Origin of the sequence: Cohnella phaseoli (assembly GCF_003386235.1) — a bacterium.
GTDB classification, from domain to species: Bacteria; Bacillota; Bacilli; order Paenibacillales; family Paenibacillaceae; genus Cohnella; species Cohnella phaseoli.
In genome coordinates this window covers 16,019-40,458 of the sequence record NZ_QRDZ01000033.1, presented here as the reverse complement: position 1 = coordinate 40,458, position 24,440 = coordinate 16,019, and the positions used below count along the sequence as shown (strand labels likewise).

Sequence of the window (24,440 nt, the reverse complement as noted above, 5' to 3'; positions counted from 1 at the left end):
CGTCACACCTTTACCGCGATTTCTTTTAGAACCGCAGTTAGCGCGGCGACCACTTTCGCATTTTGCTCCGCATTGCCGACCGTAATCCGCACGCTCGTCGGATATTGCCTATGCCCGGCTCTAATAATAACGCCTTTGCGGAGCAGCGCCTCGAACACTTCCTGACCCGGACGTTGCACGTCGACCATAATGAAGTTTCCGTACGCCGGGAACGCTTTTAAGCCCAAATCTTCGAACGCTTGACGGAAATAGGCCAGCCCCTTCTTGTTCTCTTCGCGGCAGAAGGCGATAAATTCCACGTCCTGCAGCGCTGCCAGCGCAGCCGCCTGACCCATCCGGGACGTATTAAACGGCTCGCGCACCTGATTGATGCTGCGGATGACGCCGGGCTGTCCGATGCCGTAACCGATACGCAGCGAAGCGAGTCCGTAAATTTTCGAGAATGTTCTGAGTACGACGACGTTCGGGTATTTTTGCAGCAGCTTGATTCCGTCCGGGAAGGAAGGATCGTCGAGATATTCGCAGTAAGCTTCGTCAAGCACGACAAGCACATGGCTTGGCACCTTGGATAGGAACCACTCCACCTCTTCCGCCGTATTGATTGTTCCGGTCGGATTGTTCGGGTTGCAGATCCAGACGATTTTCGTCTTCTCGTTTACCTGTTCCAGCATCGAATAGAGGTCGTGAGTGCCTTCTTTAAGCGGCACCTCGATCGACTTCGCATTCTCGATCGTCACATTGTGCTTATATTGCGGGAACGTCTGATCCGCCATCACTGTCTCGTCCCCCGGCTGCAGGAACGCGCGGCAAATCATCAGAATGATCTCGTCGGAGCCCGCTCCGAAAATGACCTGATCCGGGTTCACCCCATGATGCTTGGCCAATGCGTTCGTCAGCTCCACGGCGGCTCCGTCCGGGTAGATGCTCATATTTTCGAGTTCGCGGGAGATCGCTTCCTTCGCTTTCGGCGAGCAGCCGAACGGATTTTCGTTGGACGCCAGCTTGATCACTTCGGTCAAGCCCAGCTCTCTCTTTACGTCTTCTACCGGCTTGCCCGGCTGATACACCGGCAAGTGGACAATATTCGGTTTCGGTTGCATCGCTGTCCCTCCTAAAGATACGGCAAACGGAGCGCTGCCTGTCCCACCGCTAGCGGGACATCAGTCGCTCCGTAAAATTATAGTGCTTCTATTGTGACACACCAACGCGGTGCTGTACAGGTGCCTTTTGGCTTTTTCCCGTAAAAAATGATGGTATCAGGCCGTGACGCGCGGCTTCAGATCGGCGATAAAATCGCGAACGGAGGCCAGACCGCGCTCCCGTTCGCCCGCTTGCTCGGACGTCAGCAGCGGCAGCGCCTCTTCTACCTGGCGCACGATGGCGCTGCCGACAATCACGCCGTCGCATTGGCCGGCAAAGCGCTCCGCCTGCTCGCGATTCGAGATGCCGAAGCCGACGCAGATCGGCACGCTCGCCGCCTTGCGCACCGAAGCCAGGAACGAATCGATACCCTCGTGGAACGAGGAGCGTACGCCCGTCACGCCAAGCGAGGAGACGCAATAGACGAAGCCTTGGGCTCTGGCGGCGATTCGCTCAACCCGAGCTTCCGAGGTCGGCGCAACGAGCGGAATAAGATGGATCCCGCTTGCTTCCGCCAAAGCGCGAACTTCGCCGTCTTCCTCCAGCGGAAGATCGGGGATGATCATGCCGCTGAAGCCATGCTCCTTGAGCAGTTCAAAGTAACGCTCAAGCCCAAGCTGCAGCACCGGATTAAAATAAGTAAACAAAATGAACGGCAGCTTCACGCCGCGCTCCCTTGCTTTGGAAGCGACGGACATGCAATCCAGCAGGCTGATCCGGTTGCGCAGGGCGCGTTCGGACGCCCGTTGAATGACCGGTCCGTCCGCGAGCGGGTCGGAATAGGGAATGCCCAGCTCGATCATGTGCGCTCCCGCTTCTTCGGCCGCTTGCAACAGCTCGACAGAAGTTTCGAGGTCGGGATCGCCCATCGTCATGAACGGAATAAGCGCCGTCTCGCCCGTTTCCTTCAACCTCGCGAATACCGCGTCGATCGCATTGGTCGCGCTCATAACGATTGCCCCTCCTCTTTCGCCAAATACGACATGATCGATTCCACATCTTTGTCCCCGCGTCCCGACAGGCTGACGACGATAATTTCGTCCTTGCTCATCGTCGGCGCGATTTTAAGCACTTGCGCGATCGCATGCGCCGATTCCAGCGCCGGGATGATGCCTTCCGTACGGGATAGCGTGGACAGCGCGTCAAGCGCCTCCTTGTCGGTAATCGGCACATATTCCGCTCGCTCCGTATCTTTCAGATACGCGTGCTCCGGCCCGATGCCCGGATAGTCGAGTCCGGCGGAGATCGAGTGAGCCGGCAGCACTTGCCCGCCTTCGTCCTGCAGGACATAGCTCATCGAACCTTGGAAAACGCCCGGACGACCCTTGGTCATCGTCGCCGCGTGCTCTTCCGTGTCGACGCCTCGACCGGCCGCTTCCACGCCCAGAAGACGAACGCTTTTGTCCCCGATGAACGGATGGAACATCCCGATCGCATTGCTGCCTCCGCCGACCGCCGCCACGACAACATCGGGCAGACGGCCTTCGGCTTCGAGAATTTGCTCGCGAGACTCAAGACCGATAATCCGCTGGAAGTCGCGGACCATCATCGGATAAGGATGCGGTCCGGTTACGGAGCCGAGAATGTAATACGTATCTTCAACGTGGCTGACCCAGTAACGCAGCGTTTCGTTGCAAGCATCCTTTAAAGTGCGGGTTCCCGACAGCACGGGAATGACCTCGGAGCCGAGCAGCTTCATGCGGAACACGTTAAGCTGCTGGCGCTTCGTATCCTCCTCGCCCATAAACACCTTGCACTCGAGCCCCATCAAAGCGGCTACCGTAGCCGTGGCGACGCCGTGCTGGCCTGCGCCCGTCTCGGCGATGACCTTTTTCTTCCCCATCCGCTTCGCCAGCACCGCTTGTCCGATCGTATTGTTGATCTTGTGCGCTCCGGTGTGATTCAAATCCTCGCGCTTGAGATATATTTTCGCGCCGCCGAGTTGGTTGGACAACCTCTCCGCATAGTACAGCGGAGTTGGCCGCCCGGAATACTGCTTAAGCAAATAGCGGACCTCTTCCAGAAATTCCGGATCGTCCTTATACTTCTGATAAGCGTCCTCCAGCTCGATCAAGGCGTTCATTAACGTTTCAGGCACATATTTTCCGCCGAACGGACCGAAGCGTCCGTGCTGATCCGGCACTTGACTCATGCGTAGTTCACCCTTTCTGCAAATGCGGCGATTTTACCGATGTCCTTCGCCCCGTCGGTCTCCACGCCGCTGGAGATGTCGACGCCTGCGGGCCGATATGTTGCGACGAGCTCGTCCGCGTTGTCCGGGGAAAGTCCGCCCGCAACAAACAATCTCAGTCCGCTGTCGGCAGCTGCTTGCTGATAAGCCGGAATCACGTCCCAGCGAAAAGTTTTTCCCGTTCCTCCGCCCGCCGTATCCAGCAGCACGGTCGACACAACGCCGGCATAGGCTTGCAGACGCGCCGCTCCTTCGGCCGAATCCTCGTCCCCCACCGACAGCGCCCGCCATACGTCGACGGATAGACGCTCCCGCACCTCGCGCGCAAACTCCGGCGTCTCTTCGCCATGAAGCTGCACGACATCCAGCGGCACAACGGCTAACGTCTGCGCAAGCTGCTCAAGCGTCGGATTGACGAACACGCCGACGGTAAGCGGCGGTTTGCCTCTCGCCATCGAAACGCGCCGCGCTTCCTCTTGGAGCTGGGCGGCCCGCTCCGGCGTCACCTGCCGACGACTCTTGGCAAACACGAAGCCGATATAGTCGACTTGCAATCCCGCCATGCCCTGCAAGGTCGCTTCCTCTTTGATCCCGCATATTTTCACGGCAGTCGACCGTTCTGCCGCCTTGCGCTCGTCCGTCATTGCGTTGCGCCTTCTTTCAGCGCGGGTCCGAGCAGCGCGTTCACCGCGTCCTCGACGATCGGCTGACGCATAAAATGCTCGCCGATCAGCACCGCCTGCGCCCCCGCCTTGCGAACGTAAGCAACATCGTCCGTCGTGGCGATCGCGCTCTCGCTGACCGCAACGACCCCGGACGGCATGAGCCCGATTAACTGTTCCGTGACGGACAGATCGGTAACGAACGTTTTCAGATCGCGGTTGTTGACCCCGATAAGCGTCGCTTGCCCAAATTCCAGCACCGTCTCGAGTTCCGGACGATTATGCACCTCCACAAGCACATCCAGGCCGAGGTCGCGTCCAAGCGTATGAAAATCCGCGAGCTGCTTCGGAGTCAGAATGGCCGCGATCAGCAAAATCGCATCCGCGCCGATCAATCTCGCTTCGTAAATCTGCCGTTCGTCGATCGTAAAATCTTTGCGCAACAAAGGAACTTTAACCTGACTACGGATTTCCGTCAAGTAATCGTTGCTTCCCTGGAAGTAGTCGACATCCGTCAGCACGGAAATGCAGTCGGTTCCGGCGCGCTCGTACGCCTGGGCCAGACTGACAGGATGGAAATCCGGACGGATCAGCCCTTTGGAAGGACTGGCCTTCTTGACTTCCGCGATCAGCCCGACCGGACGGTTGCGGCCGACAAGCGCTCGCTCGAAGCCCTTACAGGCTGGAAGCTCGGCGATCCGCTTCTCCGCTTCGGATATCGACAGCGTTTGTTTAAGCATCTCCACCTCTTGATGTTTGGTGGCGACGATCCGATCAAGAAACATGGCTCAACTCTCCCGTCGTAGCAATCCATTGCTGCAGTTTGTCGGCGGCATGGCCCGATGCGATCGTCTCGGCCGCCACGGCCACTCCATCCTTCAGCGAGTCGGCGCGTCCGGCAACGTAAATGCAAGCTCCCGCGTTCGCCAGTACGATGTCGCGATACGCGCTCTTCTCTCCGCCCAGGACGCGGCGAATGATGTGCGCATTCTCCATCGCGTTGCCTCCTTGCACGGCTTTCAGGGAGACGGTCGACAGACCGATTTCCTCGGGCGTAATGTCGTAGGTAAGGACCTCGCCATTACGCAGCTCCGACACCTGCGTCGGCGCCGAAATGCTGATTTCGTCCAGACCGTCATGACTGCCGACGACCATCGCCCGCTTCAGTCCGAGACCGGACAGCACCTCAGCGACTGTCGAAGTGCGGGAGCGATCATACAAGCCGATCATTTGGCGGTCAGCCCTGGCCGGATTGGCCAGCGGTCCAAGCATATTAAAGATCGTGCGCACGCCCAGCTCTTTTCTCGGAGCCGCCGCATGCTTAAGCGCCGGATGGTAGAGCTGCGCGAACATAAAGCAGATTCCCGTCTGCTCCAGACATTCGGCCGCCTGCTCTGCCGTCAGATTAATGTTGACGCCGAGAGCTTCCAGCACATCGGCGCTGCCGGCCTTGCCGGACATCGCGCGGTTTCCGTGCTTCGCGACTCTAACGCCTGCGGCGGAGGCGATGATCGCCGAGGCCGTCGATATATTGAACTTATGAACGCCGGAGCCGCCCGTCCCGCATGTGTCGAGCAGATTATTGTGCTCGGTCGCGACCCGGTTGGAGACCGCCCGCATCGCCTCGGCGAAGCCGAGAATTTCATCCGTCGTCTCGCCTTTCATCCGCAGTGCGATCACGGTTCCGCCAATTTGCGCCGGGGTCGCTTCGCCCTTCATAATTGTCGTCATCACGCCGAACGCTTCTTCTCTCGTCAAATCGTCCCCGCTCATCAGCTTGGAGAGCGCCTGCGGCAAACTCAATGCTATCGTTTCGCTCATTTTGCCCGAGTCCTCCTCTTGATCAATCGTAATCCAGATTCGTGCGCCGATCTCCCGCCAGTACGGTCGAGAACTCGCTCGCATTGCGCTTCGCGCCGGCAGGCGGGAACGCCTCTTCGGCTGCCCGGATCGCTTTGAGCATCCCTTTGGCTTTGTTCTGCGTTTCCAGGTACTCGTTTTCCGGAACGGAATCCCAGACAATTCCGGCCCCGGCCTGCACGTACGCTTTGCCATGTTTGAAGATGATCGTTCGGATCGTAATGCACGTATTCAAGTTACCCGAAAAGCCGAGATAGCCGATCGCTCCGGCGTAGGCGCCTCTCGCTTCGTTCTCCAGCTCCGCGATGATCTCCATCGCCCGCAGCTTCGGCGCGCCCGATACTGTGCCCGCAGGCAGACAGGACAGGAATGCGTCGTAGAAATCTTTGTCCGGCCGCAGCTCGCCCGTTACGTTGGACACGATGTGCATGACGTGAGAGTAGCGCTCGATCTCCATATAGCTGTCGCATTTCACCGTACCGAACGTCGATACGCGGCCGATGTCGTTGCGGCCCAGATCGACGAGCATGACGTGCTCGGCTCGTTCCTTCTCGTCGGCGAGCAGCTCTCGCTCCAGTTGCAGATCCTCTTCCGGCGTATTGCCCCTCGGCCGCGTTCCCGCGATTGGGCGGGTTTCGACTTTGCCGTTGTCGACTTTAACGAGCAGCTCCGGCGACGTGCCGACGATTACCTCGTCGTCCAGCTTCAGCACATACATGTACGGCGACGGATTCATCGTTCGCAGCACGCGGTAGACATGAAGCGGATCGACCTCCGTCTCGATGTGAAACCGCTGCGACAGCACCACCTGAAAAATATCTCCCGCTCGAATGTACTCCTTCGCCTGATTGACGTTGTCGATAAACTGCTCCTTCGTCAGGTTGGAGGAAACCTCTCCGAGCTCGGGATCCTGCGGAGGCGTACTTCTTGACGGCTGCACCGGAATCGGCTGCTGAATCCGGCGGATCGTATCGTCGATCCCGTTCAGCGTCTCCAGATAGGAGGCTTCAATGACCGCATCGCTGGCCCCTTCAGGGATGTGCACGTTGCCGATGACAAGCACATGCTGCTTGAAATGATCGAAAGCGATGACCAGATCGCAGAACATAAACTGCATGTCGTCCATGTTTAAATCGTCATGCTTGTGCGGCGGCAGCTTCCGCTCGTAATATTGCAGCAGGTCGTAGCCGAAAAATCCGATCGCGCCGCCTGTAAACGGGGGAAGCTCGGGCACGGCCGGGCTCCGGTAGGATCGCAGCTTCTCCCTTAGCAGTTGCAACGGCTCAGCGGTCGTATACGACTCTACTTTGCCTCTCTCTTCAAGCGTCAGCGCGTTATGCTTGAGCTTGAGCACGAGAAACGGATCCGTGCCGATATAGGAATATCTAGCCCACTTGACGCCTCCCTCGACGCTTTCCAGGAGAAACGCCCGTTTATCTCTGCTCAAATGCTGGAACACCCGGATCGGCGTCTCCGTATCCGCCAGCAGCTTGCGTACGACCGGAATGACGTTATAGCGTCCTGCCATTGCTTTGATTTCCTGAAGCTCACGCTGATCCATCCTGATCTCTCCCCCGTCGGCTCGGGCTGCGCCCTCTTCGCCGAAAATCAAAAAAGCACCTCTGCTGCGCAGAGATGCGTTCATAGATAAGATTATGTTGACCGACTTCCGACACCTGCACGGCAAATCCGCGCTGCACGTCGAATACGGCAACTCCGCTCATCTGATCTCAACTCTGCTAGGCTGCTTCCGCGTAAGTTGTCGTCCCTGTGGCCGACCGTTCCGCTCCGCATAATATGTTTCTTACTATAGCATCAGGCAGTTATGGCGTCAACGCTTAATTTCTCAGCTTAATTTTGCAACTGGGCGGGGGGAACATACTTAGACCTTCACTCCACTTTGTATTCTTCAGAACTCTAGCACACACTCAATCGCTTGCAGCCTTAGCGCCCCCCCGTTTGTCGCTCTAGCACGATACAGTCCTTTCAGCCTCTCATCGTTATCTTCATTTTCCTTCTTTCGCGTTATGAGTCACTTTGTCATCCTGTTCCCCGTCTCTTGCCGCGTACCAAATTGTCGAGCTAGCCTTCTCTTCAAGAACATAATAATGATTTCTTGTTCGATTCAAATAAAGCGGCCTGATTAATCTCTTCTTCAATAAGGATCGAATTACTTTTCTACATATATATTCGCCCTTGTTCGTGCAAGTTTGAACATCCTGGATACTAAAACTTCGGCCCAACCATAAAGCATATCTGATCACTTCGCGCTCGTACAAAGTCAATTGATCTTCAGTAAAATGACTAGTTGGACTACTGAGCCTCCCGTAGATTTCGTAGAGCGCTCTCCGACAAGCCTCTGGTCTCTTATCCATTTCATCGTAGGTGAATGGCGTATAATGGATCCCCTGAGCCATCATTGAACGAATTTTATTTCTTTCAAAATCAAAGCGGGCACGTGTCACCCTCTCCGCATGCGCTACGAATCCTTCACTTTCCAACCCTAATCGGAAATTTTCGTCAAAAGCATCGATATAGGCCTTTGCTCCAGTTAAAGTAACAATTTCTTTCTCCAACGTTATACCTTCTAACGTTTTTCTAACCGGCCAGATGATCTCAACTATCAATTTGCGCTCCCCTACATCTTGCTTCTGAAGCAACTCCAGCCTCATGCCGCTCGCTTTTTTTATTTGCGTTTCCAGCAGATTTTGATACTCAAGCTCTGCCATCGTATTAATGGACATCCCTAATCTCCCCCTTATCGGAAAATAAAAAAACGCCGTCCTCTCACAAGAGAGAAACGGCGTGTGCTTCACGCGTTTATTTATTATCATTATTCCATACTATCTAGCATTTTTCAAGCAAGTTTGTAAGGGAGCATCAGAGCCCTTCAAGCCGACCCATTCGCAGCTGTAACCCTACTCAGCGCGGTTGCAGTCACTTTGCCAACTCATTCGCAGCTCCAACCTTACTCAGCACGGTTACAGCTACTCTGACGACTCATTTGCAGCTCCAACCCTACTCAGCGCGGTTACAGTCACTTTGCCGACTCATTCGCGGCTGCAACCTTACTCAGCGCGGTTACAGTCACTCTGACGACTCATTCGCAGCTCCAACCTTACTCAGCACGGTTACAGCTACTCTAACGTTCATTCGCAGCTGTAACCCTACTCAGCGCGGTTGCAGTCACTTTGCCAACTCATTCGCAGCTCCAACCCTACTCAGCACGGTTGCAGCTACTCTGACGACCCATTCGCAGCTCCAACCTTACTCAGCGCGGTTATAGCAACTCTGACGACTCATTCGCGGCTGCAACCTTACTCAACATGGTTACAGTCACTCTGCGTGACTCAAGCATGCTTTACTGAAAGCTCCCAAACGGTCTCGCTGCGCTGAAACCGCCTTTACTTCGCCGCCAAATCCGGACGAAGAGCTTGCGCGCGGTTCAAGTAGACATGACGAATATCCTTCTGCACCACGTCCGTGTTCACGAGCACCATCAAGCGGATGCATTTCTCCAGGCTGCCCTTGACCGGCACCTCAAGCGAGCACATGAGCGGCACAAGCTCCCATCCCGCCATCTGGCGGATCGCTCTGGCCGGGAACGTAGCGTCCAGGTCCTGCGTAACAGTGACGAGCACGCTGGCGATGTCCTCCGGCTCGAATTGATTCACTTCAACGATTCCGTTCAATAGCTCGACGGTCGCATCCAGAATGAGCTGCTCCTCGTTGTGTTCGACTGTGATGGCTCCGCGGATTCCCCTAACGCTCATGTTCGTCTATTTCCCCTCTCTTAATCCGTTCACGATGTCCGTAACCCATGCAGAAGGCACGTCGCGACGGATTTCCACGCTTCCGATCGCCGTAGGCACGACGAACACCATATTGCCTTCGGAAAATTTCTTGTCGTGCAGCATCGCGCTCATAATTTCGTCGGTCGGGCAGCTTTCCGGGATGCGAACGGGCAGCCCGAACTTGCGGAAAATCCGCTCCGTCGTCTCCTCGATGTCCGCGGCGTAGCCGAACCGTCCCGCCAGCCTGGCCGAGCCAACCATGCCGATGGCGATCGCTTCCCCGTGCAACAGCTCGCCATATCCGGCCACAGCCTCGAGCGCATGCCCGATCGTATGGCCCAAGTTCAAGATCGCGCGTAAGTCGTTCTCGCGCTCGTCGCGGGAGACGACAATCGATTTCACCTTGCAGCCCTCATACAGCGCATAGCCGAGCGCATCCGGGTCGAGCCCGAGCAGCCGCTCCGCATTATCGTCGCACCATGCAACAAACTCCGCGTTCCAGATCAGCCCGTGCTTGATCACCTCGGACAGACCGGCGCGCACTTCGCGCATCGGCAAGCTGGCCAGCGTGTCGAGATCGTACAGCACAAACTCGGGTTGATGGAACGCGCCGATAATGTTTTTCGCCAGGCGGTGGTTAACGGCGACCTTCCCCCCGACGCTGCTGTCATGCGCCAAAATCGTCGTCGGAATCTGCACGAACCTCACGCCGCGCATGTAAGATGCGGCCACGAAGCCGGCCAGATCGCCCACAACCCCGCCCCCCAGAGCGATAACGGTCGATTTCCGATCCAATCCCGCCTTAAGCGCCTGCTCAACGAGAGTGTCCAGCATCTCCAACGACTTGGACGCTTCCCCGGACGGGACGACCGCTCGTGCGACCGTATAGCCCCGCGCGCGCAGGCTCTCTTCAACCGCAGAAGCATACAAGCCTTCGACGGCGCTGTCGGTTACGAGCAGGATCGGCGATTTGACAGGAAAGCCGCGCTCGGCAAATTTCTCCCCCAATTGCGCGATCAGCCCTGTTCCAATATAGATCGGATAGGAACGTTCCCCGAGATCTACGGTCAGCTCTCTCGTTCCGCTCGCCATTAGTACGCCCCGACCTGGCTCAAGTAGCTGTCCAGGTTTGCTTTCATTTCCTCGATGGAATCGCCGCCGAACTTTTCCAGGAACGCTTTCGCCACTTCCCAAGCGACGACATGCTCCATCACGACGCTTGCAGCCGGAACGGCGCAAGCATCCGAGCGCTCTACCTGCGCAGTGAACGCTTCCTTCGTATCGATGTCCACACTTGCCAGCGGCTTGTACAGCGTGGGAATCGGCTTCATTACGCCGCGTACGACGATCGGCTCGCCGGTCGTCATCCCGCCCTCGAAGCCGCCCGCGCGATTGGAGCCCCGATAGAAGCCCTTCTCCTCGGAATACAAAATTTCGTCGTGCACCTGCGAACCCGGAATGCGAGCCGCTTCAAAGCCGATGCCGACCTCGACGCCCTTGAACGCATTGATCGACACGACCGCTTGCGCGATGCGCCCGTCCAGCTTGCGATCCCACTGCACATGGCTGCCCAGTCCAACAGGCAGACCCGTAATGATACACTCGACGACTCCGCCGATCGTATCGCCGTCCGCTTTCGTGCGGTCGATTAGCTCGATCATTTTCTGCTCCGCTTCTTTATCCGCTACCCGAACCGGAGATTCCTCCGTCACCGCGATCAACTCGTCGATCGGCAAGTTAGGAGCGGCGGCTTCGACGCCTCCGATCGAGACGACATGGCCAGCCACCTTAACGCCGAAAGCACCGAGCAGTTGGCGAGCGATGGCGCCAACCGCGACTCGCGCCGCCGTCTCGCGGGCGCTAGAGCGCTCCAGCACGTTGCGCAAGTCGCGCAGGTTGTACTTCAAACCGCCATTCAAATCGGCATGCCCCGGACGAGGCCGGAACACCCGGCGCTTCGTCTCGTCGCTGCCTTCGACTGGCTCGACGTTCATGACGGAAGTCCAATGCTTCCAGTCTTTATTTTCCACAACAACCGCTACCGGCGCCCCAGTCGTCCGGCCGTGACGCACTCCGCCTACGATCTGCGCCGTATCGGTCTCGATCTGCATGCGGCGACCGCGCCCATGACCCTTCTGACGGCGCTGCAATTGAAAATTCAATTCCTCGAAATCCAGCTCCAGGTTGCTGGGCAATCCTTCAATAATAGCAGTAAGCTGCGGGCCATGCGTCTCTCCCGCGGTTAAATAACGTAAACTCAACTCCGGTTCCTCCCTTTATATCCACGCAAGCCGTGCCTATCTCTGATCATTATAGTACAGCGTTAAAGCGTTTGACAAGAAAAGAGCCCGTCACGTACGGACGGACTGCTTCTTGCCGGCTTTCGTTATCGGCGTTCCCGGATCTCTCAAATGTCCGAGTAGCTCCACGTTATCCAGGCCTAATATTTGCGCGCATTCTTGTACAGATATCAATCCTCGCCGATAAGCCGCGATCACTTTGCGTTTGTCCATAGACACCCTCCGCATGGCTCGACTAGCCTTATTATCGGTTGGAAGATTCATTCACATACGTCAATTCACACGTCTGTAGAAAAAAGTATCGGCCGTCTCCAGTCCATACTGTCCCGGCGAGAAAATTTGCTCGGTGCTGCCGACGAACAGCAGGCCGCCCGGCTTAAGCGCTTGCGCGAATTTGCCGTACAAAATATGCTTGGCGTCTTCGGTAAAGTAAATCATAACGTTACGGCATACGATCAGATCAAAATGACTTCCGAACGTATCCAGCAGCAAATTCTGCTTCTGCAGCTTGATCGCTTTCTTCAAGCGGCTGTCGATGCGAAAAGCGCCGTCCTCCGGAATGAAGTACTTTGACTTGAAGTCGGCCGGTACATCCCGCAACGAACGTTCCAAATAAACGCCTTCTCTTGCTTTGGCCAGAACGCCGTCGTCGATATCGGTGGCGAGCACGGTCGATCTGTCGAGAGCGCCCAACGAATCCATAATCATCGCCAGCGTGTAAGGCTCCTCCCCGGTTGAACAGGCAGCGCTCCATATACTCAGCCGAGAGGACTGCTTCAGCATCTGCGTAAGAAACTTCTCCCGCAGCACCTGCCAGCGATTCGGATTGCGCCAGAACTCGGAGACGTTGATCGTCATCCGATCGAGAAATTCGTTGCGCAGCCGGGCTTCGGTCGACAAAGCCGCGAAATACTCGTCGAAAGACCGAAATCCGTGCTTCATTCGCAGCGTCGTCAGCCGCCGCCTCATCTGATTTTCCTTATACTGGGACAGATCGATGGAGGTTAGTCTCTTGATATTCACGATAAACCGCGAAAAATCCTCGTCCTCGGAAAAGCCCGAGCTCAAGCTCGCGCCCGGAATGGAACGAATGTCTCCCATGACGTTCTGCTCTCTCCCTTATATCCACGCTTGAATGGCTTTATCGTAGGAAACCAGCTCGTCATCCGAGAAGAAAATGGCGATTTCGCGTTCCGCATTTTCCAAGGAATCGGCGCCATGAATCAAATTGAAATTCGTATGTACGGCAAAGTCGCTGCGGATCGTTCCCGGAGCAGCTTCCAGCGAATTGGTTTTACCGATCAGCGCTCGGCAGTGAGCCACAGCCTGATCTCCTTCCCACGCCATCGCGAATACGGGACCCGATGTAATGAACTGGAGCAGCTTCTCGTAGAAATCTTTGCCCTTATGCTCGGCATAATGACGTTCGGCGCGCTCGACGGATACCTGCATGAGCTTGGCTCCGATCAGCTTTAACCCCTTGCGCTCGAAGCGTCCGACGATCTCGCCGATCAGCCCGCGCTGCACGCCATCCGGCTTCACCATTAAGTATGTTCTCTCCATGTTCCTCCTCCTTTCCAAATTCAACCTGCTTGTCATTTTCTATATTACCATAAAAACAGCCTTTTCATCACTTCTAGTAGCTGCGTTTCGCCACGAATCTTGCAATATCCGTCAAATTCCGCTTGGCCGGAATATTTGGCAGCGAATCAAGCGCCTTCAGCGCCTTGGCGATGTAGCGGTCCGCCATTCGTTCCGCTTCCTGCACGCCCTTGCTTGAACGTACCAGCTTCACCGCCGCCGAGGAATCAGCGCGGCCGTCACTCTGCTTGATCGCTTCGATCTCCGTCAGCAGACGGTCCCGAATCGAATCTTCCCTAAGCGCGTACAGGACGGGCAGCGTAATATTGCCTTGCCTAAGATCGCTGCCCGGCGGCTTCCCGATCGCCTTCTCGGTACCGCACAAGTCGAGCAAGTCGTCCATAATCTGAAAATTCATGCCTAGATTATAGCCGAAGCTGTACAGCGCGTTGCAGATGTTGGCCGGAGCTCCGGTCGCGACCGCGCCCAGCTGGCAGCTTATGGCGATGAGCAGCGCCGTTTTCCGCCGGATTCTTCGCAAATAATTGCGTATGCTTTGATCGACGTTGAAGAAATCGCGGATCTGCTCCATCTCGCCGATACACACCTGTACGATCGTACCGGACAAAATCTGATGAACGCGCGGCTTGTCCAACTCAGTTACAACCGTCAACGCCTTGGCGTAAATATAGTCTCCGGTATACATCGCGATCCGGTTGTCCCATTTCGACTTCACGGTAAGTTGGCCGCGACGGGTATCGGCATCGTCGATCACGTCGTCGTGCACGAGCGTAGCCATATGTATCAGCTCAAGCGGCACCGCGACCTTCTTGAGCGTCTCGAGCGAATAGTCTCCGAACTTGCCCGCAAGCAGCACGAGCACAGGTCTGATCCTTTTGCCGCCGGCCTTCAGTAGATGAAGCGACGTCTCGCTCAGAATCGGCAAATCCGAGGTGACGGTTCGTGCCATCTGATCCTCGATCGCCTGCAATTCGGGTTTTAACGATGCGTAGAGCTGCATTAATTTCATAAGTTCACCTGCGGTTGGATAGGTTATCTAGAAGATAGGGCAGCGGCAATTCCGCGATATCGGGCTCGCCTTCGATCAGTCCGAGTTCCTTGGCGTATTGAAAATAAAGCTTGAGTCCCGACCTTTGCGCATCTCCGAAATCGTGGCACAAATTGCCGAAGTAGCCTTGCCAGTAAGCGGCCGTTCCCCCGATCTGGCGAAGCGCCTTGTCCACGATCGGCTCCATATCGTCATAGGATTTGCTCTTGCCGGCTATCAAAGCTTCATAGATTTCCCGAATCGCTTCGGGGTAGCGATGCGCTGTTTCCTTATGCACCGCCCATAGCGCGTACGTCATCCACTGGCCAGTCCAAATGTTCCACACTTCCCCGAGGTCCAGCACTCGGTAGCCATGATTGGTCCATGACGCCCGGATTGCGTGATCCCCAATGAGAAGCGCCGCGTCCGCGTTTTCCAGCATCTGCTCCAGTACCGGTTCCGCGTCCTCGTAAGTCGGTTTGCCTCCGTAAAACTTCTCCATAATAATTTTCAGCAGGTTGACTGACGTGGCTGAAGCTGTCGTGAGCGCAATTTTGCCATGCAGCACTTGCTCCAGCGGCGACTTGAGAAACAGTAAAATCGATTGAACTCTTCCGAACGAGCTTACTGACAAATTGGGCAGCAAGTAGTAAGAGTCGGCGGAAATTCCGTAAGCATAAGAAGAAATCGCCGCCATATCGATATCGCCCGCTCTCAGCTTGCGATTAAGCGTCGCGGGCAAATCCGAGTGGATTTCCGTCTGAAACGGAAGTTGCGTCGGATCAAAATGATGAAACACCGGCCAAGCATTCGTGTAAGAGATGCGGCCGAGCCGGATCGGCCGCGAATTCGTATTATTCATTCGGGTGGCCCCATCTTCGATAGAGATTATGTTCAATGCCCATGCCGTCCATGGTTTTGCCGACGATAAAATCGACGACGTCGTCTAACGTCTGCGGCCCGTTATAGAACGCAGGCATCGCCGGAATGATTCGCACGCCTAGACGCGCCAGCTTGAGCATATTTTCCAGGTGAATGGCGTTCAGCGGCGTCTCGCGAGGCACGAGCAGCAGCGGACGTCCTTCTTTCAGCATGACGTCGGCCGCCCGGGTTAGCAAATTTGTGGACGCACCGTTCGCGATCGCGGACAGCGATCCCATGGAGCACGGCACGATCGCCATCCCTTCGCATCTGAACGAACCGCTGGCAATGCTTGCGCCGATGTCGCCGAGCGGGTGGTACGTCATTCTGCCTTCCGCCTGGGCGGAATCGAACGCTTTATTTATACATTCTAACCGATTCGTGACGTTCCAACCTAGCTCTTCCTTCAGAACGCGCCACCCGGCTTCGGATACGACCAAATGCAGATGAAAACCGGCATTTAACAATTGCCGGCACAAAGTAACTCCATATATCGCTCCGCTGGCCCCGGTAATACCGACTACCCAGCGCTTCGTAGAAGCGTTAATGCCGCTCACCACGATCTTATCACCACCAGATCGATGAACGTAAACACGAAAATAACAGCGCTCAAAATGCCATTCATCGTAAAGAACGCCGCATTCAGCTTGCTCAGATCGTTAGGCTTGACGAGCCTGTGCTCGTAAAGAAGCAGCGCGGCCGAGACGATCATTCCCGCGAAGTACCACCAGCTGAGATCGGTCAACGCCAAAATCAGCGCAAACCCGACGGCCGTAAGCACATGGAACGCGCGCGCGATCCAGAGAGCGCCGGCGATTCCGAACCGGGCGGGAATCGAATGCAAGCCTTCCTTGCGGTCGAATTCCACGTCCTGACAGGCATAGATGATATCGAAGCCGGCGCTCCAGAGCGCAACGGTCACATACAGGATCATCGCCTCCAAGGTGACGCCGCCCGTCACGCCGACCCATCCCCCAAGCGGGGCCAAGCCGAGCGTCAGACCCAGCACGATGTGGCAAGCCCACGTAAAACGCTTCGTATACGAATAAATAACCGTCATGAACACGGCGATTGGCAGCAGCTTTACAGCCAACGGATTCAGCTTGGCCGCCGCCCAGAACAACAGAACGAACGAAACGACAATATAGACGATGACCTCGGCCGACTTCAATAGACCGGCAGGCAGCGCCCGATTGGCCGTTCTGGGGTTGCGGGCGTCAATCGCTTTGTCGATCAGCCTGTTCAGTCCCATCGCCGCCGTTCTGGCGCCGACCATCGCTAGCAAAATCCAGCCGCACTCGCTCCATTCCGGAAGCCGCTTCTCGACGGTTACCGCGCCGAGAATAGCCCCGACATAGGCAAAAGGAAGCGCGAACAGCGTATGTTCGAACTTAATCATTTCTAGAAAAACGCGCAATTTGGCGATCATACGATTTCATTCCCTTTCGTGCCCATATGCAGCGCGGCTACGCCTCCGAAAAACGGATAGGCCTTCACGTTGCGCATGCCGGTTTCACGGAACAGCTCGGCAAGAGCTTGAAGATCGGGAAAAGACGCAAGCGACTCCGGCAGCCACCGGTATTGCTCGTAGCTTTTGACGAACCATTTTCCGAATAAGGGCATTACTCTCTCGAAGTAAAAATAATAAATGCTCTTGAAAGGCTGCCACGTCGGCTTGGACATGTCCAGACAGACGATTTTGCCGCCGGGTTTCACGACGCGCTTCATTTCCTTCAACGTCTTGACGATATCCGGTATGTTGCGCAATCCGAAGCCGATCGTCACGAAGTCGAAGCTGTTGTCCTCGAAGGGAAGCTCCATCGCATTCCCTTGGACAAGCTCGATTTGGTTGCTGTAGCCGAGCTTGTCCACCTTCGCCTGACCGATCTCCAGCATATTACGGCTGAAATCCAGTCCTACCGTACGGCCGCCCTTGCTCTCCTTGGCCAGCGCAATCGTCCAGTCGCACGTGCCGCAGCATAGATCCAGGGAAGATTGTCCCGGTTGGATGTCCATTTTGCGCATCGTAAATCGGCGCCATGCCTTATGCCTTCTGAAACTGATGATGTCATTCATCAGATCGTATTTGGGAGCGATGCGCTCGAACACTTCATGCACATGCCGCTCTTTCGATTTCGCGTCCATCATTACGTCTATCCCAGCTCCTTCAATGCGGTTGCCCTGATCTGACCCGTCGCGGTCAAGAAAGGCTCAAGCAGCGGCTGCAGCTCCTTTGTCAGCTTGTCCGACTGAAACCTCTGCACAAGCGTCTGCAGTTGGGCCACGGACTGCCGCAGCAGCGCGCCCAGCTTCTCAGAGACGCCGTATTTGTTCATCAGCGCCTTGATCATTCCCGAATCGGCCTGGCCGTCTTCGAGCTGACGGCGATCCTCTTCCGTACCCTCCTGCAAAATATGCCAAACGCCCCAGCAATCGGACAGCGACGACGTTTGCTCCACTTTGCCGATCTCCTGCAGCAGCAGCTCGCAGCGGCTGAACCGGCTGACGAGTTCCGGCCACAGCTTGGCGTGCAGTCCGTTCATCGCGTCCGTAAAAGAAAGAAAAAGCCCGGCTTTTAAATCAACGCCGTATTGAAGATATTCTTCTGCATTCATCTTCATTTGTTTTGCTTTGCCATAGAAGCTCATCTTCAGCCGATTAATGTCGCAGACCGCTTCGCTCAGACGACGAATCGTCTCGATTTGCCCAGCCTGAGACAGCAGATGGTAAAACCGGCTGCTGAAATAGTCTCCGGCTAACACCCGCAACTGCTGAGTACGCATCCCTAGCGTGCCGACCGCAGCAGCCCCGGTTGCATTTTCGACCATGTCGTGCGTATCTAGCCCCATCTGTACGAGGGAGGTGACGACCGAAAGCAATTCCTTGTGAGAAGCCGCCTGCGGCTGATGGCTTAGCAAGGTGTATAGCAAAGAAATCCTGCCATTCGGGAAATCGGGTAATTCCGTATGCAGGCTAATCATATCGTGGCTCATGTACTTACTTGCCAATTGGTCAATACGTGATCTGCTCATTGCTTCCGCCTCCGAACTAGCTGCCGACACACCATTTCCGACGTTTATCCCAACTAGTATAACATATCCTAGAAAAGCTCGCATAAGCCAAGGATTTTGTTCATGAATTTGCAAAATTTCCGAACCAACGCTTGCCTGCCGCCGTGATCGTCCATCGTATGTTGGTTGAACGCCCGGCAAGCTCCGAACCCGGGTTGTCCGCAGATTGTCTCAGCAGAGCCAGTTCCTCTTCCGTCCAATCGGTTTTACGGGTTTCCGCCGCGAGCAGCAGCACCTTCCGCTCTCCCCGCGATTCGAACGCTCGGATTAGCACTTGTTTAACGTTGCGAACGTCGGAATAGGCAAAGCCGAGCAGCAGCGCGATATCGCGATTAAGAAGACGTGGCTCTTCTCCTCGCAGATCGACGGCCAGAATGCCGTGATTCCATTCCAGTCTAATCGGCCGATTGCTCAGCGGAATCGCCGACAACGCGTCCACAAGCCGATCGTCGGTCAATCTCGCGGCGGACTCCGGTTCGAAGACAGATACCGAGGACAGTCGGTGATTAAGGTTTTGCTCGGCGGCAGGCAGTCGAGCAAGAAGCAGTACAACGGCGAATCCCGTCGCGACGAACGCGATCCAAGAAAGATAACGGCCAATACGCATGGCGATTTCCCCTTTCCTTTCGAGAGGCTACAAGTGCAACCTCTAGAGGTTCCTCCATACCCATTGTACATAGAAAAAGGGCAGGCTATGCCTGCGCCCCTGCGAAGCTTATTTAGGTTAAATCAGGCATCCGTCTCCACAGTTCCGTGTTTCGTGAGAATCGTTGCCTTTCCTCTTATTTTCATCGCGGACGTATGATCGGTGAACTGAACGATCAGCACCTCTCCTTTGTCCAGCTTCTCCGTATGATGAAACTTCGTGTCCTGGCCTCGCGTCAATCCGATGACCTGCACTCCGCTATCCTTGGCTTTAATGACGATGTATTCTTGTTCTCTTTCCATTATTCGCAGCCTCCTTATAGCTTCATGATGAAGGAAAAGACGGAGCAATGTCAAACAAAAACTGCCCCCTCTCCCGAGACGATATCGGGGAGAAGACAGTCGCCGCAATGTTATGGTCGGAACGGAGAGATTCGAACTCTCGACCTCACCCACCCCAAGGGTGCGCGCTACCAGGCTGCGCCACGTCCCGTTCTGTTTCTAGCATATGTATTCTCGACTCATTCGTTAAGTCGTGTACGATTTTCTATTATAGAGTGGGTACTAGGAAAAGTAAAGAGGCAACTTGTATAACCAAAATCCCAGTTCAGCTCTTTTGTTTCAACCCATCCAGGCGACAATATCCTTCAAGCTTGGCAAGCCTTATGTCAATGCCGTCAACTTTAGCAATCAGCAGTTCCTGACCGGCCTTTAAGGCTCTTAAAATCTCTAGCGCTTCTTCATTCACGGATACCGCCTCCTTCTACCCTTGCAACGACATCGCGTAAAGAATCGAATGGTCGGAACGGAGAGATTCGAACTCTCGACCTCACCCACCCCAAGGGTGCGCGCTACCAGGCTGCGCCACGTCCCGTTACAGATACAGCTCGAATTATAGCACACGGCAATCCGAGCTAGCAACAGAAACAAAAGACTATCTCTTGCGCTTCCCGAAGGAGCTTGCAAAAGATAGTCTTGGCGTTTCTTATGGGCGTATAAGGCCTCATCAGAAGGCCGGAGAGCCGCGAAGCTCTTACTTGATTCCTTCTTTGAGAGCTTTGCCCGGCTTAAAAGCAGGGATCTTCCCGGCCGGAATCTCGATTTCAACTCCGGTTTGCGGGTTGCGGCCCTTACGGGCGGAACGTTCGCGAACTTCGAAGTTGCCAAATCCGACAAGTTGGACTTTATCGCCGTTTTGCAGCGCTTCGGAAATGACGTCGAAAACGGCGTCTACCGCTTGCGTCGCGTCTTTCTTGGACAGTTCGGCCAATTCGGCCACTTTGGCAATCAATTCGGTTTTATTCAATTCATTCACCTCCCCGACAGATAGGATGGCATGTTATCTTTTTATCCGTTTCTTCAGAAATTATACACTCCGCAATCGCGAAGTTTCAAGCGCGGCGCGATTTTCGGCTGTTTTAGAGCCCATTTAGCCCGCTTTTCGACGATTGAGGTGGATGAAGGTGACGGCCAGCGCCAGAACGAGCACCGCTCCTTTGATGATGTCGTTCGTATAATACTGAACGTTCATCATCGTCAGGCCGTTAACGAGCACGCCCATTAATACTGCGCCGAAGAACGTCCCGATAATGTTCGGGCGGCCGGCGGCGAATACCGAATAGCCTACGAACACGGCGGCGACCGCTTCCATCAGCATCGGCGCGCCGGCGTCGATCTGGCCGGAGCCGATCCGTGAAGCGAACAGAATGCCGCCGATCGCCGCGAAAACGCCGGAGGCGACGTAGGCGAGCGCACGAACGCGCTTGACCTTGAGGCCGGACAGCCGAGCCGCTTCCTCGTTGCCGCCAGTCATGATCAATTGCCGGCCCCAGCGGGTGTACTTAAAAAATACATGCGCCCCGATCACTGCCAGCAGCATGAGAATTACCGGGAACGGAATGCCGAGCAGCTTGCCTTGGCCGATCCACAGGAAGGACGGATCCATAACGCCCGGTGCGGTCGAGCCGTCCGACAGCGGCATATTGCTGTAAATCGAATACCCCTTCGTATACGTCTTGTGAACGCCATTGACGATGTACATCACCGCCAGCGTCGCCAACAGGTCGGGAATCCGGATCTTGACGATCAGCAAGGCGTTAAGCAGACCTACCAGCGCTCCTACGAGCAGCGGAACGACCAGCACGACGACAAGCGGCATTTCGAACCAGACCATCATCGTCGCCGTTACGACGGTAGACAGCGATACCGTTGCGCCAACCGACAAGTCGAAGCCGTCCACGGTCAGCGAGATCGTTACTCCGATCGCGACAAACGTCACAATGGAAATCGAACGCAAAATATCGGTAATGTTGCTGTAGGTGAAGAAGTATTCGTTCGATAACGAGAAAAACAAAATGACCAAGCCGATAAAAATAAGCGCGCCGTATTTGAACGTAAACGGCAGCAGGCGATTTTTCACGCTAATTCCTCCCGTCCCGCACTCGCGTAGTACAAGAGATCTTCTTGCGTAGCTTCGCCGCGGTTAAATGATTTTACGATCGTCCCGTCGCACATGACGAGTATGCGGTCCGCCAAGCCGAGCGCTTCGGCAAATTCGCACGTCAAGTACAAAATCCCCTTTCCCTCTTGCGCAAGCTTTCCGATAATCCGAAAAATATCGCTTTTGGCCCCGACGTCGACGCCTTTGGTCGGCTCGTCGAACAAATAAACGTCCGCTCCGGTGCCGATCCATTTGCCAATCGCCACCTTCTGCTGGTTGCCCCCGCTCAAATAAGCGACGATTTGCCATACGGACGGCGTTTTGATGCCCAAATCGGCAATTTGCTTGTCGGCGTAACCCCGCTCGGACTTCCCGGACATAAAACCGAATCTGCTGATCGAGCGAAGCAGCGGAACGCTCAAATTGTGGAGAACGGACTCGCGAACGAGAATGCCTTCCTTGCGCCGCTCCTCGGGCACAAGCGCTATGCCGGAGCGCACTGCCTCGGCAGGCGAACTTAGATCGGCCGCCTTGCCTGCGACGGTTACCGTTCCTTGATCGGCTTGATCCGCCCCGAACAGAACGCGGGACAGCTCCGTCTTCCCTGCGCCGACCAGCCCGACGACGGCCACGATTTCTCCGCGCCTCACCTCCAGGTCCACGCCCCGAACGCGCCTTCCCGATCGAAGCCCGCTCACCTGGAGCACCGGCTCGCCAAGCGCCGCCTCAAGCTTCGGATACTCCTCCTCAAAGCTTCTGCCGAGCATCGCCTTGACGACGCCCGCAGCTTCAATATTTTCCTTGTCCTCGGTTAGCACACGCTGACCGTCTCTCATGACGGTAATCCGGTCGCTGATGCGGAATACTTCCGGGAGGCGGTGCGAGATAAAAATGACGCCGATGCCCGCAGCCTTGAGGCCCTGCATAATCTCGAACAGCTTCTCCGTCTCTTCGAGACTGAGCGGCGCAGTCGGCTCGTCCAGGATGACGAATTTGGCGTTCTCGGCGAACAGTCTTGCGATCAGCACAAGCTGTTTCTCCGACAAGGTCAAATCGCGAACCAGAGTCCGCGGCGACAGCGTCAGCCCGATGCGCTCAAGCACCTTGCCCGCTTCCTCGTGCAGCTTGCCCCAGCGCAGCCAGGCTGACTGCCCGGAAGACGCCAGCCGGTCAAGAAAGATGTTCTCCGACACGGTGAGATGAGCGACCAGGGAAGTGTCCACTTCTTGATAGACGCAGTGAATTCCCGCCTTCTTGGATTCCGCCGGGGACCGGAAAACGTACGAGCCTCCGCCAACCTCAATTGTGCCTTCGTCAGACTCATAGGCTCCCGACAAAATTTTCATCAATGTACTCTTGCCTGCGCCATTGGCGCCGAGCAACGCATGGATCTCTCCGCCGCGAACGTTAAAATCCACATTATTTAGCGCCTGAACGCCCGCGAACGACTTGGAAATGCCGTTCATGTGCAGCACGGAGGCTTGATCGGCCAACGCCATCGGAATCCCGCCCTTTCCTCGAAGAATGATATATCGTTCGGACAGCAGGAAACGGCGCGGTATTCTCCCGCGCCGTGCCCAGCCTTCTCTTGCTTGAAATTATTGCGCGCCGACTGCTTGCTCCAGCGCCTTCAGGTAGTCCGTGTTGCCGAGGTCGCTGCTGCCCCATCCTTCGACATATTGCGACAGTTCTGCCGTCGTAATAACTTTGTCGGTAGGAAGCGCGTCGCGATGCACGAATACCGGCTCCAGCTGCACTTCTGCATCCGTCTTGTCGCCGTGAAGCTTTTGGTACAGGTATCTGACCTGAACCGTGCCGATCGAAGTCGGATCTACCGCTGCGGAAGCCACCCACGGACTGGTCGGATCTTGAATCATTTTCAAGTCCTCGTCGCTAAGGTCGATGCCGTACACTTTGATTTCATCGCGTCCGGCTTGCTTGATCGCGTTAGCCGCGCCTTTGGCGAATTCGTCCCAAGCCGCCCACACCGCTGTAATATCGCCTTTGTTCGGATACTGCTTCAGAACGGCTTCCATTCTGTTCTGCGTATCGAGCTGCGGGTTGCTGGCATCGCCGAATGCCGCGATTTCTTTAAGGTCCGGATATTTCTCCGTGAACGCTTTGTAAGAGATTTGACGGCTCTCCATCGGAGGGAAGCCCGCTACCCATACTTTAACGATGTTGCCTTTGCCGCCGGCTTCTTCAGCCAGCTTCTCCAACGTGAACTCGGCCAACAGCTGGTCGTTCTGCGCCAGGTTCGTAATGCCTTCAAAGCTGTTCAGGCCGGAGTCGAACGCTACGATCGGAATGCCGGCTTCTTTCGCCTTGTTCAGCCCGTTCGTCAGCGCCGCCGCATCGCCGTGGTCGACGAGGATTCCGTCGAACTTCTGGTTAACGGCGGAATCCAAGTTGGCCGCCATCTTCGCCAGGTCGTTCTCGGAAGCGAGAATCGTCGCTTCCCCGCCGTATTTCGCCACTTGCTTCTTGACGCCGTCTACGTATTGAGCCGAGAAAGTGCCGGTATTGAAGCGCATAACAACCGCGATTCTCTTGCCTTTAAGCGCTTCGATGCCCGCGTCAGCGGAAGGATCCGCCGAAGCCGATTCGGAAGCGGATGCCGACGGCGATGCCGCTGGCGAGGAACCGCCTGCGTTGTTTTCTTCTTTTTTGCCGCAGGCTGCGAGCACCACTACGAGCGCCAATGCAAGCGCGAGCCATGATCGTTTGAATTTCGGTTGTTTCATCTCTAAGTAAGCCTCCCATTTCATATGTTGCTGGATGATAGAA

At 55.7% G+C, this 24,440-nt stretch carries 27 protein-coding genes and 2 tRNA genes; all 29 read right to left on the bottom strand.

The window, feature by feature from the left end; translation table 11 throughout:
- Positions 1 to 2: 2 nt before the first annotated feature.
- The gene (gene hisC, locus DFP98_RS30700; protein ID WP_116064455.1) at positions 3 to 1,100 is read right to left on the bottom strand and encodes a histidinol-phosphate transaminase; all 1,098 of its coding nucleotides are present in this window, start codon (positions 1,098 to 1,100) and stop codon (positions 3 to 5) included.
- Between the two features lie 156 nt (positions 1,101 to 1,256).
- Positions 1,257 to 2,090: a tryptophan synthase subunit alpha gene (trpA, locus tag DFP98_RS30695; protein WP_116064454.1), complete on the bottom strand. Its 834-nt coding sequence runs from the start codon at positions 2,088 to 2,090 to the stop codon at positions 1,257 to 1,259.
- On the bottom strand, positions 2,087 to 3,292 hold the full coding sequence (trpB, locus tag DFP98_RS30690) for a tryptophan synthase subunit beta (RefSeq protein WP_116064453.1): 1,206 nt from the start codon (positions 3,290 to 3,292) through the stop codon (positions 2,087 to 2,089). Before trpB ends, trpA begins: the two co-directional genes overlap by 4 nt.
- Positions 3,289 to 3,975 carry a phosphoribosylanthranilate isomerase gene (locus DFP98_RS30685; RefSeq protein WP_116064452.1) on the bottom strand — a complete coding sequence of 229 codons (687 nt, stop codon included), beginning with the start codon at positions 3,973 to 3,975 and terminating at the stop codon, positions 3,289 to 3,291. Before DFP98_RS30685 ends, trpB begins: the two co-directional genes overlap by 4 nt.
- The gene (gene trpC, locus DFP98_RS30680; protein ID WP_116064451.1) at positions 3,972 to 4,778 is read right to left on the bottom strand and encodes an indole-3-glycerol phosphate synthase TrpC; all 807 of its coding nucleotides are present in this window, start codon (positions 4,776 to 4,778) and stop codon (positions 3,972 to 3,974) included. Before trpC ends, DFP98_RS30685 begins: the two co-directional genes overlap by 4 nt.
- Positions 4,768 to 5,814 (bottom strand): anthranilate phosphoribosyltransferase, encoded by a 1,047-nt coding sequence (gene trpD, locus DFP98_RS30675; protein ID WP_116064450.1) that lies wholly within the window; start codon positions 5,812 to 5,814, stop codon positions 4,768 to 4,770. Before trpD ends, trpC begins: the two co-directional genes overlap by 11 nt.
- A 22-nt stretch (positions 5,815 to 5,836) precedes the next feature.
- Positions 5,837 to 7,414 (bottom strand): anthranilate synthase component I, encoded by a 1,578-nt coding sequence (trpE, locus tag DFP98_RS30670; protein ID WP_116064522.1) that lies wholly within the window; start codon positions 7,412 to 7,414, stop codon positions 5,837 to 5,839.
- A 445-nt stretch (positions 7,415 to 7,859) separates the two neighbouring features.
- On the bottom strand, positions 7,860 to 8,597 hold the full coding sequence (locus DFP98_RS30665; RefSeq protein ID WP_116064449.1) for a hypothetical protein: 738 nt from the start codon (positions 8,595 to 8,597) through the stop codon (positions 7,860 to 7,862).
- Between the two features lie 660 nt (positions 8,598 to 9,257).
- On the bottom strand, positions 9,258 to 9,626 hold the full coding sequence (gene aroH / locus DFP98_RS30660) for a chorismate mutase (protein ID WP_116064448.1): 369 nt from the start codon (positions 9,624 to 9,626) through the stop codon (positions 9,258 to 9,260).
- Between the two features lie 6 nt (positions 9,627 to 9,632).
- The gene (gene aroB / locus DFP98_RS30655; protein WP_116064447.1) at positions 9,633 to 10,739 is read right to left on the bottom strand and encodes a 3-dehydroquinate synthase; all 1,107 of its coding nucleotides are present in this window, start codon (positions 10,737 to 10,739) and stop codon (positions 9,633 to 9,635) included.
- Entirely contained in the window at positions 10,739 to 11,908 is a 1,170-nt protein-coding gene (gene aroC, locus DFP98_RS30650) for a chorismate synthase (protein ID WP_116064446.1), read from the bottom strand. Before aroC ends, aroB begins: the two co-directional genes overlap by 1 nt.
- A gap of 90 nt (positions 11,909 to 11,998) precedes the next feature.
- A complete protein-coding gene (locus DFP98_RS39300) occupies positions 11,999 to 12,160 on the bottom strand; it encodes a hypothetical protein (protein WP_181918042.1) in 162 nt (53 codons plus the stop codon).
- 60 nt (positions 12,161 to 12,220) lie between these two features.
- Positions 12,221 to 13,048 (bottom strand): CheR family methyltransferase, encoded by an 828-nt coding sequence (locus DFP98_RS30645; RefSeq protein ID WP_116064445.1) that lies wholly within the window; start codon positions 13,046 to 13,048, stop codon positions 12,221 to 12,223.
- Positions 13,049 to 13,066: 18 nt separating this feature from the next.
- Entirely contained in the window at positions 13,067 to 13,510 is a 444-nt protein-coding gene (gene ndk / locus DFP98_RS30640) for a nucleoside-diphosphate kinase (RefSeq protein ID WP_116064444.1), read from the bottom strand.
- 73 nt (positions 13,511 to 13,583) lie between these two features.
- The gene (gene hepT / locus DFP98_RS30635) at positions 13,584 to 14,558 is read right to left on the bottom strand and encodes a heptaprenyl diphosphate synthase component II (RefSeq protein WP_116064443.1); all 975 of its coding nucleotides are present in this window, start codon (positions 14,556 to 14,558) and stop codon (positions 13,584 to 13,586) included.
- Positions 14,559 to 14,562: 4 nt separating this feature from the next.
- Positions 14,563 to 15,438: a menaquinone biosynthetic enzyme MqnA/MqnD family protein gene (locus DFP98_RS30630; RefSeq protein ID WP_116064442.1), complete on the bottom strand. Its 876-nt coding sequence runs from the start codon at positions 15,436 to 15,438 to the stop codon at positions 14,563 to 14,565.
- The gene (locus tag DFP98_RS30625) at positions 15,431 to 16,057 is read right to left on the bottom strand and encodes a UbiX family flavin prenyltransferase (protein WP_246016898.1); all 627 of its coding nucleotides are present in this window, start codon (positions 16,055 to 16,057) and stop codon (positions 15,431 to 15,433) included. Before DFP98_RS30625 ends, DFP98_RS30630 begins: the two co-directional genes overlap by 8 nt.
- Entirely contained in the window at positions 16,051 to 16,926 is an 876-nt protein-coding gene (locus tag DFP98_RS30620; protein ID WP_116064441.1) for a UbiA-like polyprenyltransferase, read from the bottom strand. Before DFP98_RS30620 ends, DFP98_RS30625 begins: the two co-directional genes overlap by 7 nt.
- Positions 16,923 to 17,642: a demethylmenaquinone methyltransferase gene (locus DFP98_RS30615; protein ID WP_116064520.1), complete on the bottom strand. Its 720-nt coding sequence runs from the start codon at positions 17,640 to 17,642 to the stop codon at positions 16,923 to 16,925. The genes DFP98_RS30620 and DFP98_RS30615 overlap by 4 nt, the downstream gene beginning before the upstream one ends.
- 8 nt (positions 17,643 to 17,650) lie before the next feature.
- Positions 17,651 to 18,529 (bottom strand): heptaprenyl diphosphate synthase component 1, encoded by an 879-nt coding sequence (locus DFP98_RS30610; RefSeq protein WP_181918041.1) that lies wholly within the window; start codon positions 18,527 to 18,529, stop codon positions 17,651 to 17,653.
- Between the two features lie 100 nt (positions 18,530 to 18,629).
- A complete protein-coding gene (locus tag DFP98_RS30605) occupies positions 18,630 to 19,175 on the bottom strand; it encodes a hypothetical protein (protein ID WP_116064439.1) in 546 nt (181 codons plus the stop codon).
- 122 nt (positions 19,176 to 19,297) lie between these two features.
- The gene (mtrB, locus tag DFP98_RS30600) at positions 19,298 to 19,516 is read right to left on the bottom strand and encodes a trp RNA-binding attenuation protein MtrB (RefSeq protein WP_116064438.1); all 219 of its coding nucleotides are present in this window, start codon (positions 19,514 to 19,516) and stop codon (positions 19,298 to 19,300) included.
- Positions 19,517 to 19,629: 113 nt separating this feature from the next.
- A tRNA-Pro gene (locus DFP98_RS30595) sits at positions 19,630 to 19,706 on the bottom strand.
- A 114-nt stretch (positions 19,707 to 19,820) separates the two neighbouring features.
- Entirely contained in the window at positions 19,821 to 19,961 is a 141-nt protein-coding gene (locus DFP98_RS39295) for a hypothetical protein (protein WP_181918040.1), read from the bottom strand.
- A 49-nt stretch (positions 19,962 to 20,010) separates the two neighbouring features.
- Positions 20,011 to 20,087: transfer RNA gene (locus DFP98_RS30590), tRNA-Pro, on the bottom strand.
- Between the two features lie 159 nt (positions 20,088 to 20,246).
- The gene (locus DFP98_RS30585; RefSeq protein ID WP_116064437.1) at positions 20,247 to 20,519 is read right to left on the bottom strand and encodes an HU family DNA-binding protein; all 273 of its coding nucleotides are present in this window, start codon (positions 20,517 to 20,519) and stop codon (positions 20,247 to 20,249) included.
- A 123-nt stretch (positions 20,520 to 20,642) separates the two neighbouring features.
- Complete coding sequence (locus DFP98_RS30580) at positions 20,643 to 21,632, bottom strand: ABC transporter permease (protein ID WP_116064436.1); 990 nt, start codon at positions 21,630 to 21,632, stop codon at positions 20,643 to 20,645.
- Positions 21,629 to 23,152 carry a sugar ABC transporter ATP-binding protein gene (locus DFP98_RS30575; protein ID WP_181918039.1) on the bottom strand — a complete coding sequence of 508 codons (1,524 nt, stop codon included), beginning with the start codon at positions 23,150 to 23,152 and terminating at the stop codon, positions 21,629 to 21,631. The genes DFP98_RS30580 and DFP98_RS30575 overlap by 4 nt, the downstream gene beginning before the upstream one ends.
- Positions 23,153 to 23,251: 99 nt before the next feature.
- Positions 23,252 to 24,397: a sugar ABC transporter substrate-binding protein gene (locus DFP98_RS30570; RefSeq protein ID WP_116064435.1), complete on the bottom strand. Its 1,146-nt coding sequence runs from the start codon at positions 24,395 to 24,397 to the stop codon at positions 23,252 to 23,254.
- Positions 24,398 to 24,440 lie beyond the last annotated feature (43 nt).

Coding starts and splice junctions, on each gene's coding strand:
- mtrB (WP_116064438.1), bottom strand. CDS start 19,516: ATGGAAAGAGAACAAGAATACATCGTCATTAAAGCCAAGGATAGCGGA.
- trpE (WP_116064522.1), bottom strand. CDS start 7,414: ATGGATCAGCGTGAGCTTCAGGAAATCAAAGCAATGGCAGGACGCTAT.
- DFP98_RS30685 (WP_116064452.1), bottom strand. CDS start 3,975: ATGACGGACGAGCGCAAGGCGGCAGAACGGTCGACTGCCGTGAAAATA.
- DFP98_RS30665 (WP_116064449.1), bottom strand. CDS start 8,597: ATGTCCATTAATACGATGGCAGAGCTTGAGTATCAAAATCTGCTGGAA.
- DFP98_RS30620 (WP_116064441.1), bottom strand. CDS start 16,926: ATGATCGCCAAATTGCGCGTTTTTCTAGAAATGATTAAGTTCGAACAT.
- aroB (WP_116064447.1), bottom strand. CDS start 10,739: ATGGCGAGCGGAACGAGAGAGCTGACCGTAGATCTCGGGGAACGTTCC.
- trpC (WP_116064451.1), bottom strand. CDS start 4,778: ATGTTTCTTGATCGGATCGTCGCCACCAAACATCAAGAGGTGGAGATG.
- trpA (WP_116064454.1), bottom strand. CDS start 2,090: ATGAGCGCGACCAATGCGATCGACGCGGTATTCGCGAGGTTGAAGGAA.
- DFP98_RS30630 (WP_116064442.1), bottom strand. CDS start 15,438: ATGAATAATACGAATTCGCGGCCGATCCGGCTCGGCCGCATCTCTTAC.
- DFP98_RS30605 (WP_116064439.1), bottom strand. CDS start 19,175: ATGCGTATTGGCCGTTATCTTTCTTGGATCGCGTTCGTCGCGACGGGA.
- trpD (WP_116064450.1), bottom strand. CDS start 5,814: ATGAGCGAAACGATAGCATTGAGTTTGCCGCAGGCGCTCTCCAAGCTG.
- hepT (WP_116064443.1), bottom strand. CDS start 14,558: ATGAAATTAATGCAGCTCTACGCATCGTTAAAACCCGAATTGCAGGCG.
- DFP98_RS30575 (WP_181918039.1), bottom strand. CDS start 23,152: ATGGCGTTGGCCGATCAAGCCTCCGTGCTGCACATGAACGGCATTTCC.
- trpB (WP_116064453.1), bottom strand. CDS start 3,292: ATGAGTCAAGTGCCGGATCAGCACGGACGCTTCGGTCCGTTCGGCGGA.
- ndk (WP_116064444.1), bottom strand. CDS start 13,510: ATGGAGAGAACATACTTAATGGTGAAGCCGGATGGCGTGCAGCGCGGG.
- aroH (WP_116064448.1), bottom strand. CDS start 9,626: ATGAGCGTTAGGGGAATCCGCGGAGCCATCACAGTCGAACACAACGAG.
- DFP98_RS39300 (WP_181918042.1), bottom strand. CDS start 12,160: ATGGACAAACGCAAAGTGATCGCGGCTTATCGGCGAGGATTGATATCT.
- DFP98_RS30645 (WP_116064445.1), bottom strand. CDS start 13,048: ATGGGAGACATTCGTTCCATTCCGGGCGCGAGCTTGAGCTCGGGCTTT.
- DFP98_RS30615 (WP_116064520.1), bottom strand. CDS start 17,642: ATGGACGCGAAATCGAAAGAGCGGCATGTGCATGAAGTGTTCGAGCGC.
- hisC (WP_116064455.1), bottom strand. CDS start 1,100: ATGCAACCGAAACCGAATATTGTCCACTTGCCGGTGTATCAGCCGGGC.
- DFP98_RS30570 (WP_116064435.1), bottom strand. CDS start 24,397: ATGAAACAACCGAAATTCAAACGATCATGGCTCGCGCTTGCATTGGCG.
- DFP98_RS30610 (WP_181918041.1), bottom strand. CDS start 18,529: ATGAGCAGATCACGTATTGACCAATTGGCAAGTAAGTACATGAGCCAC.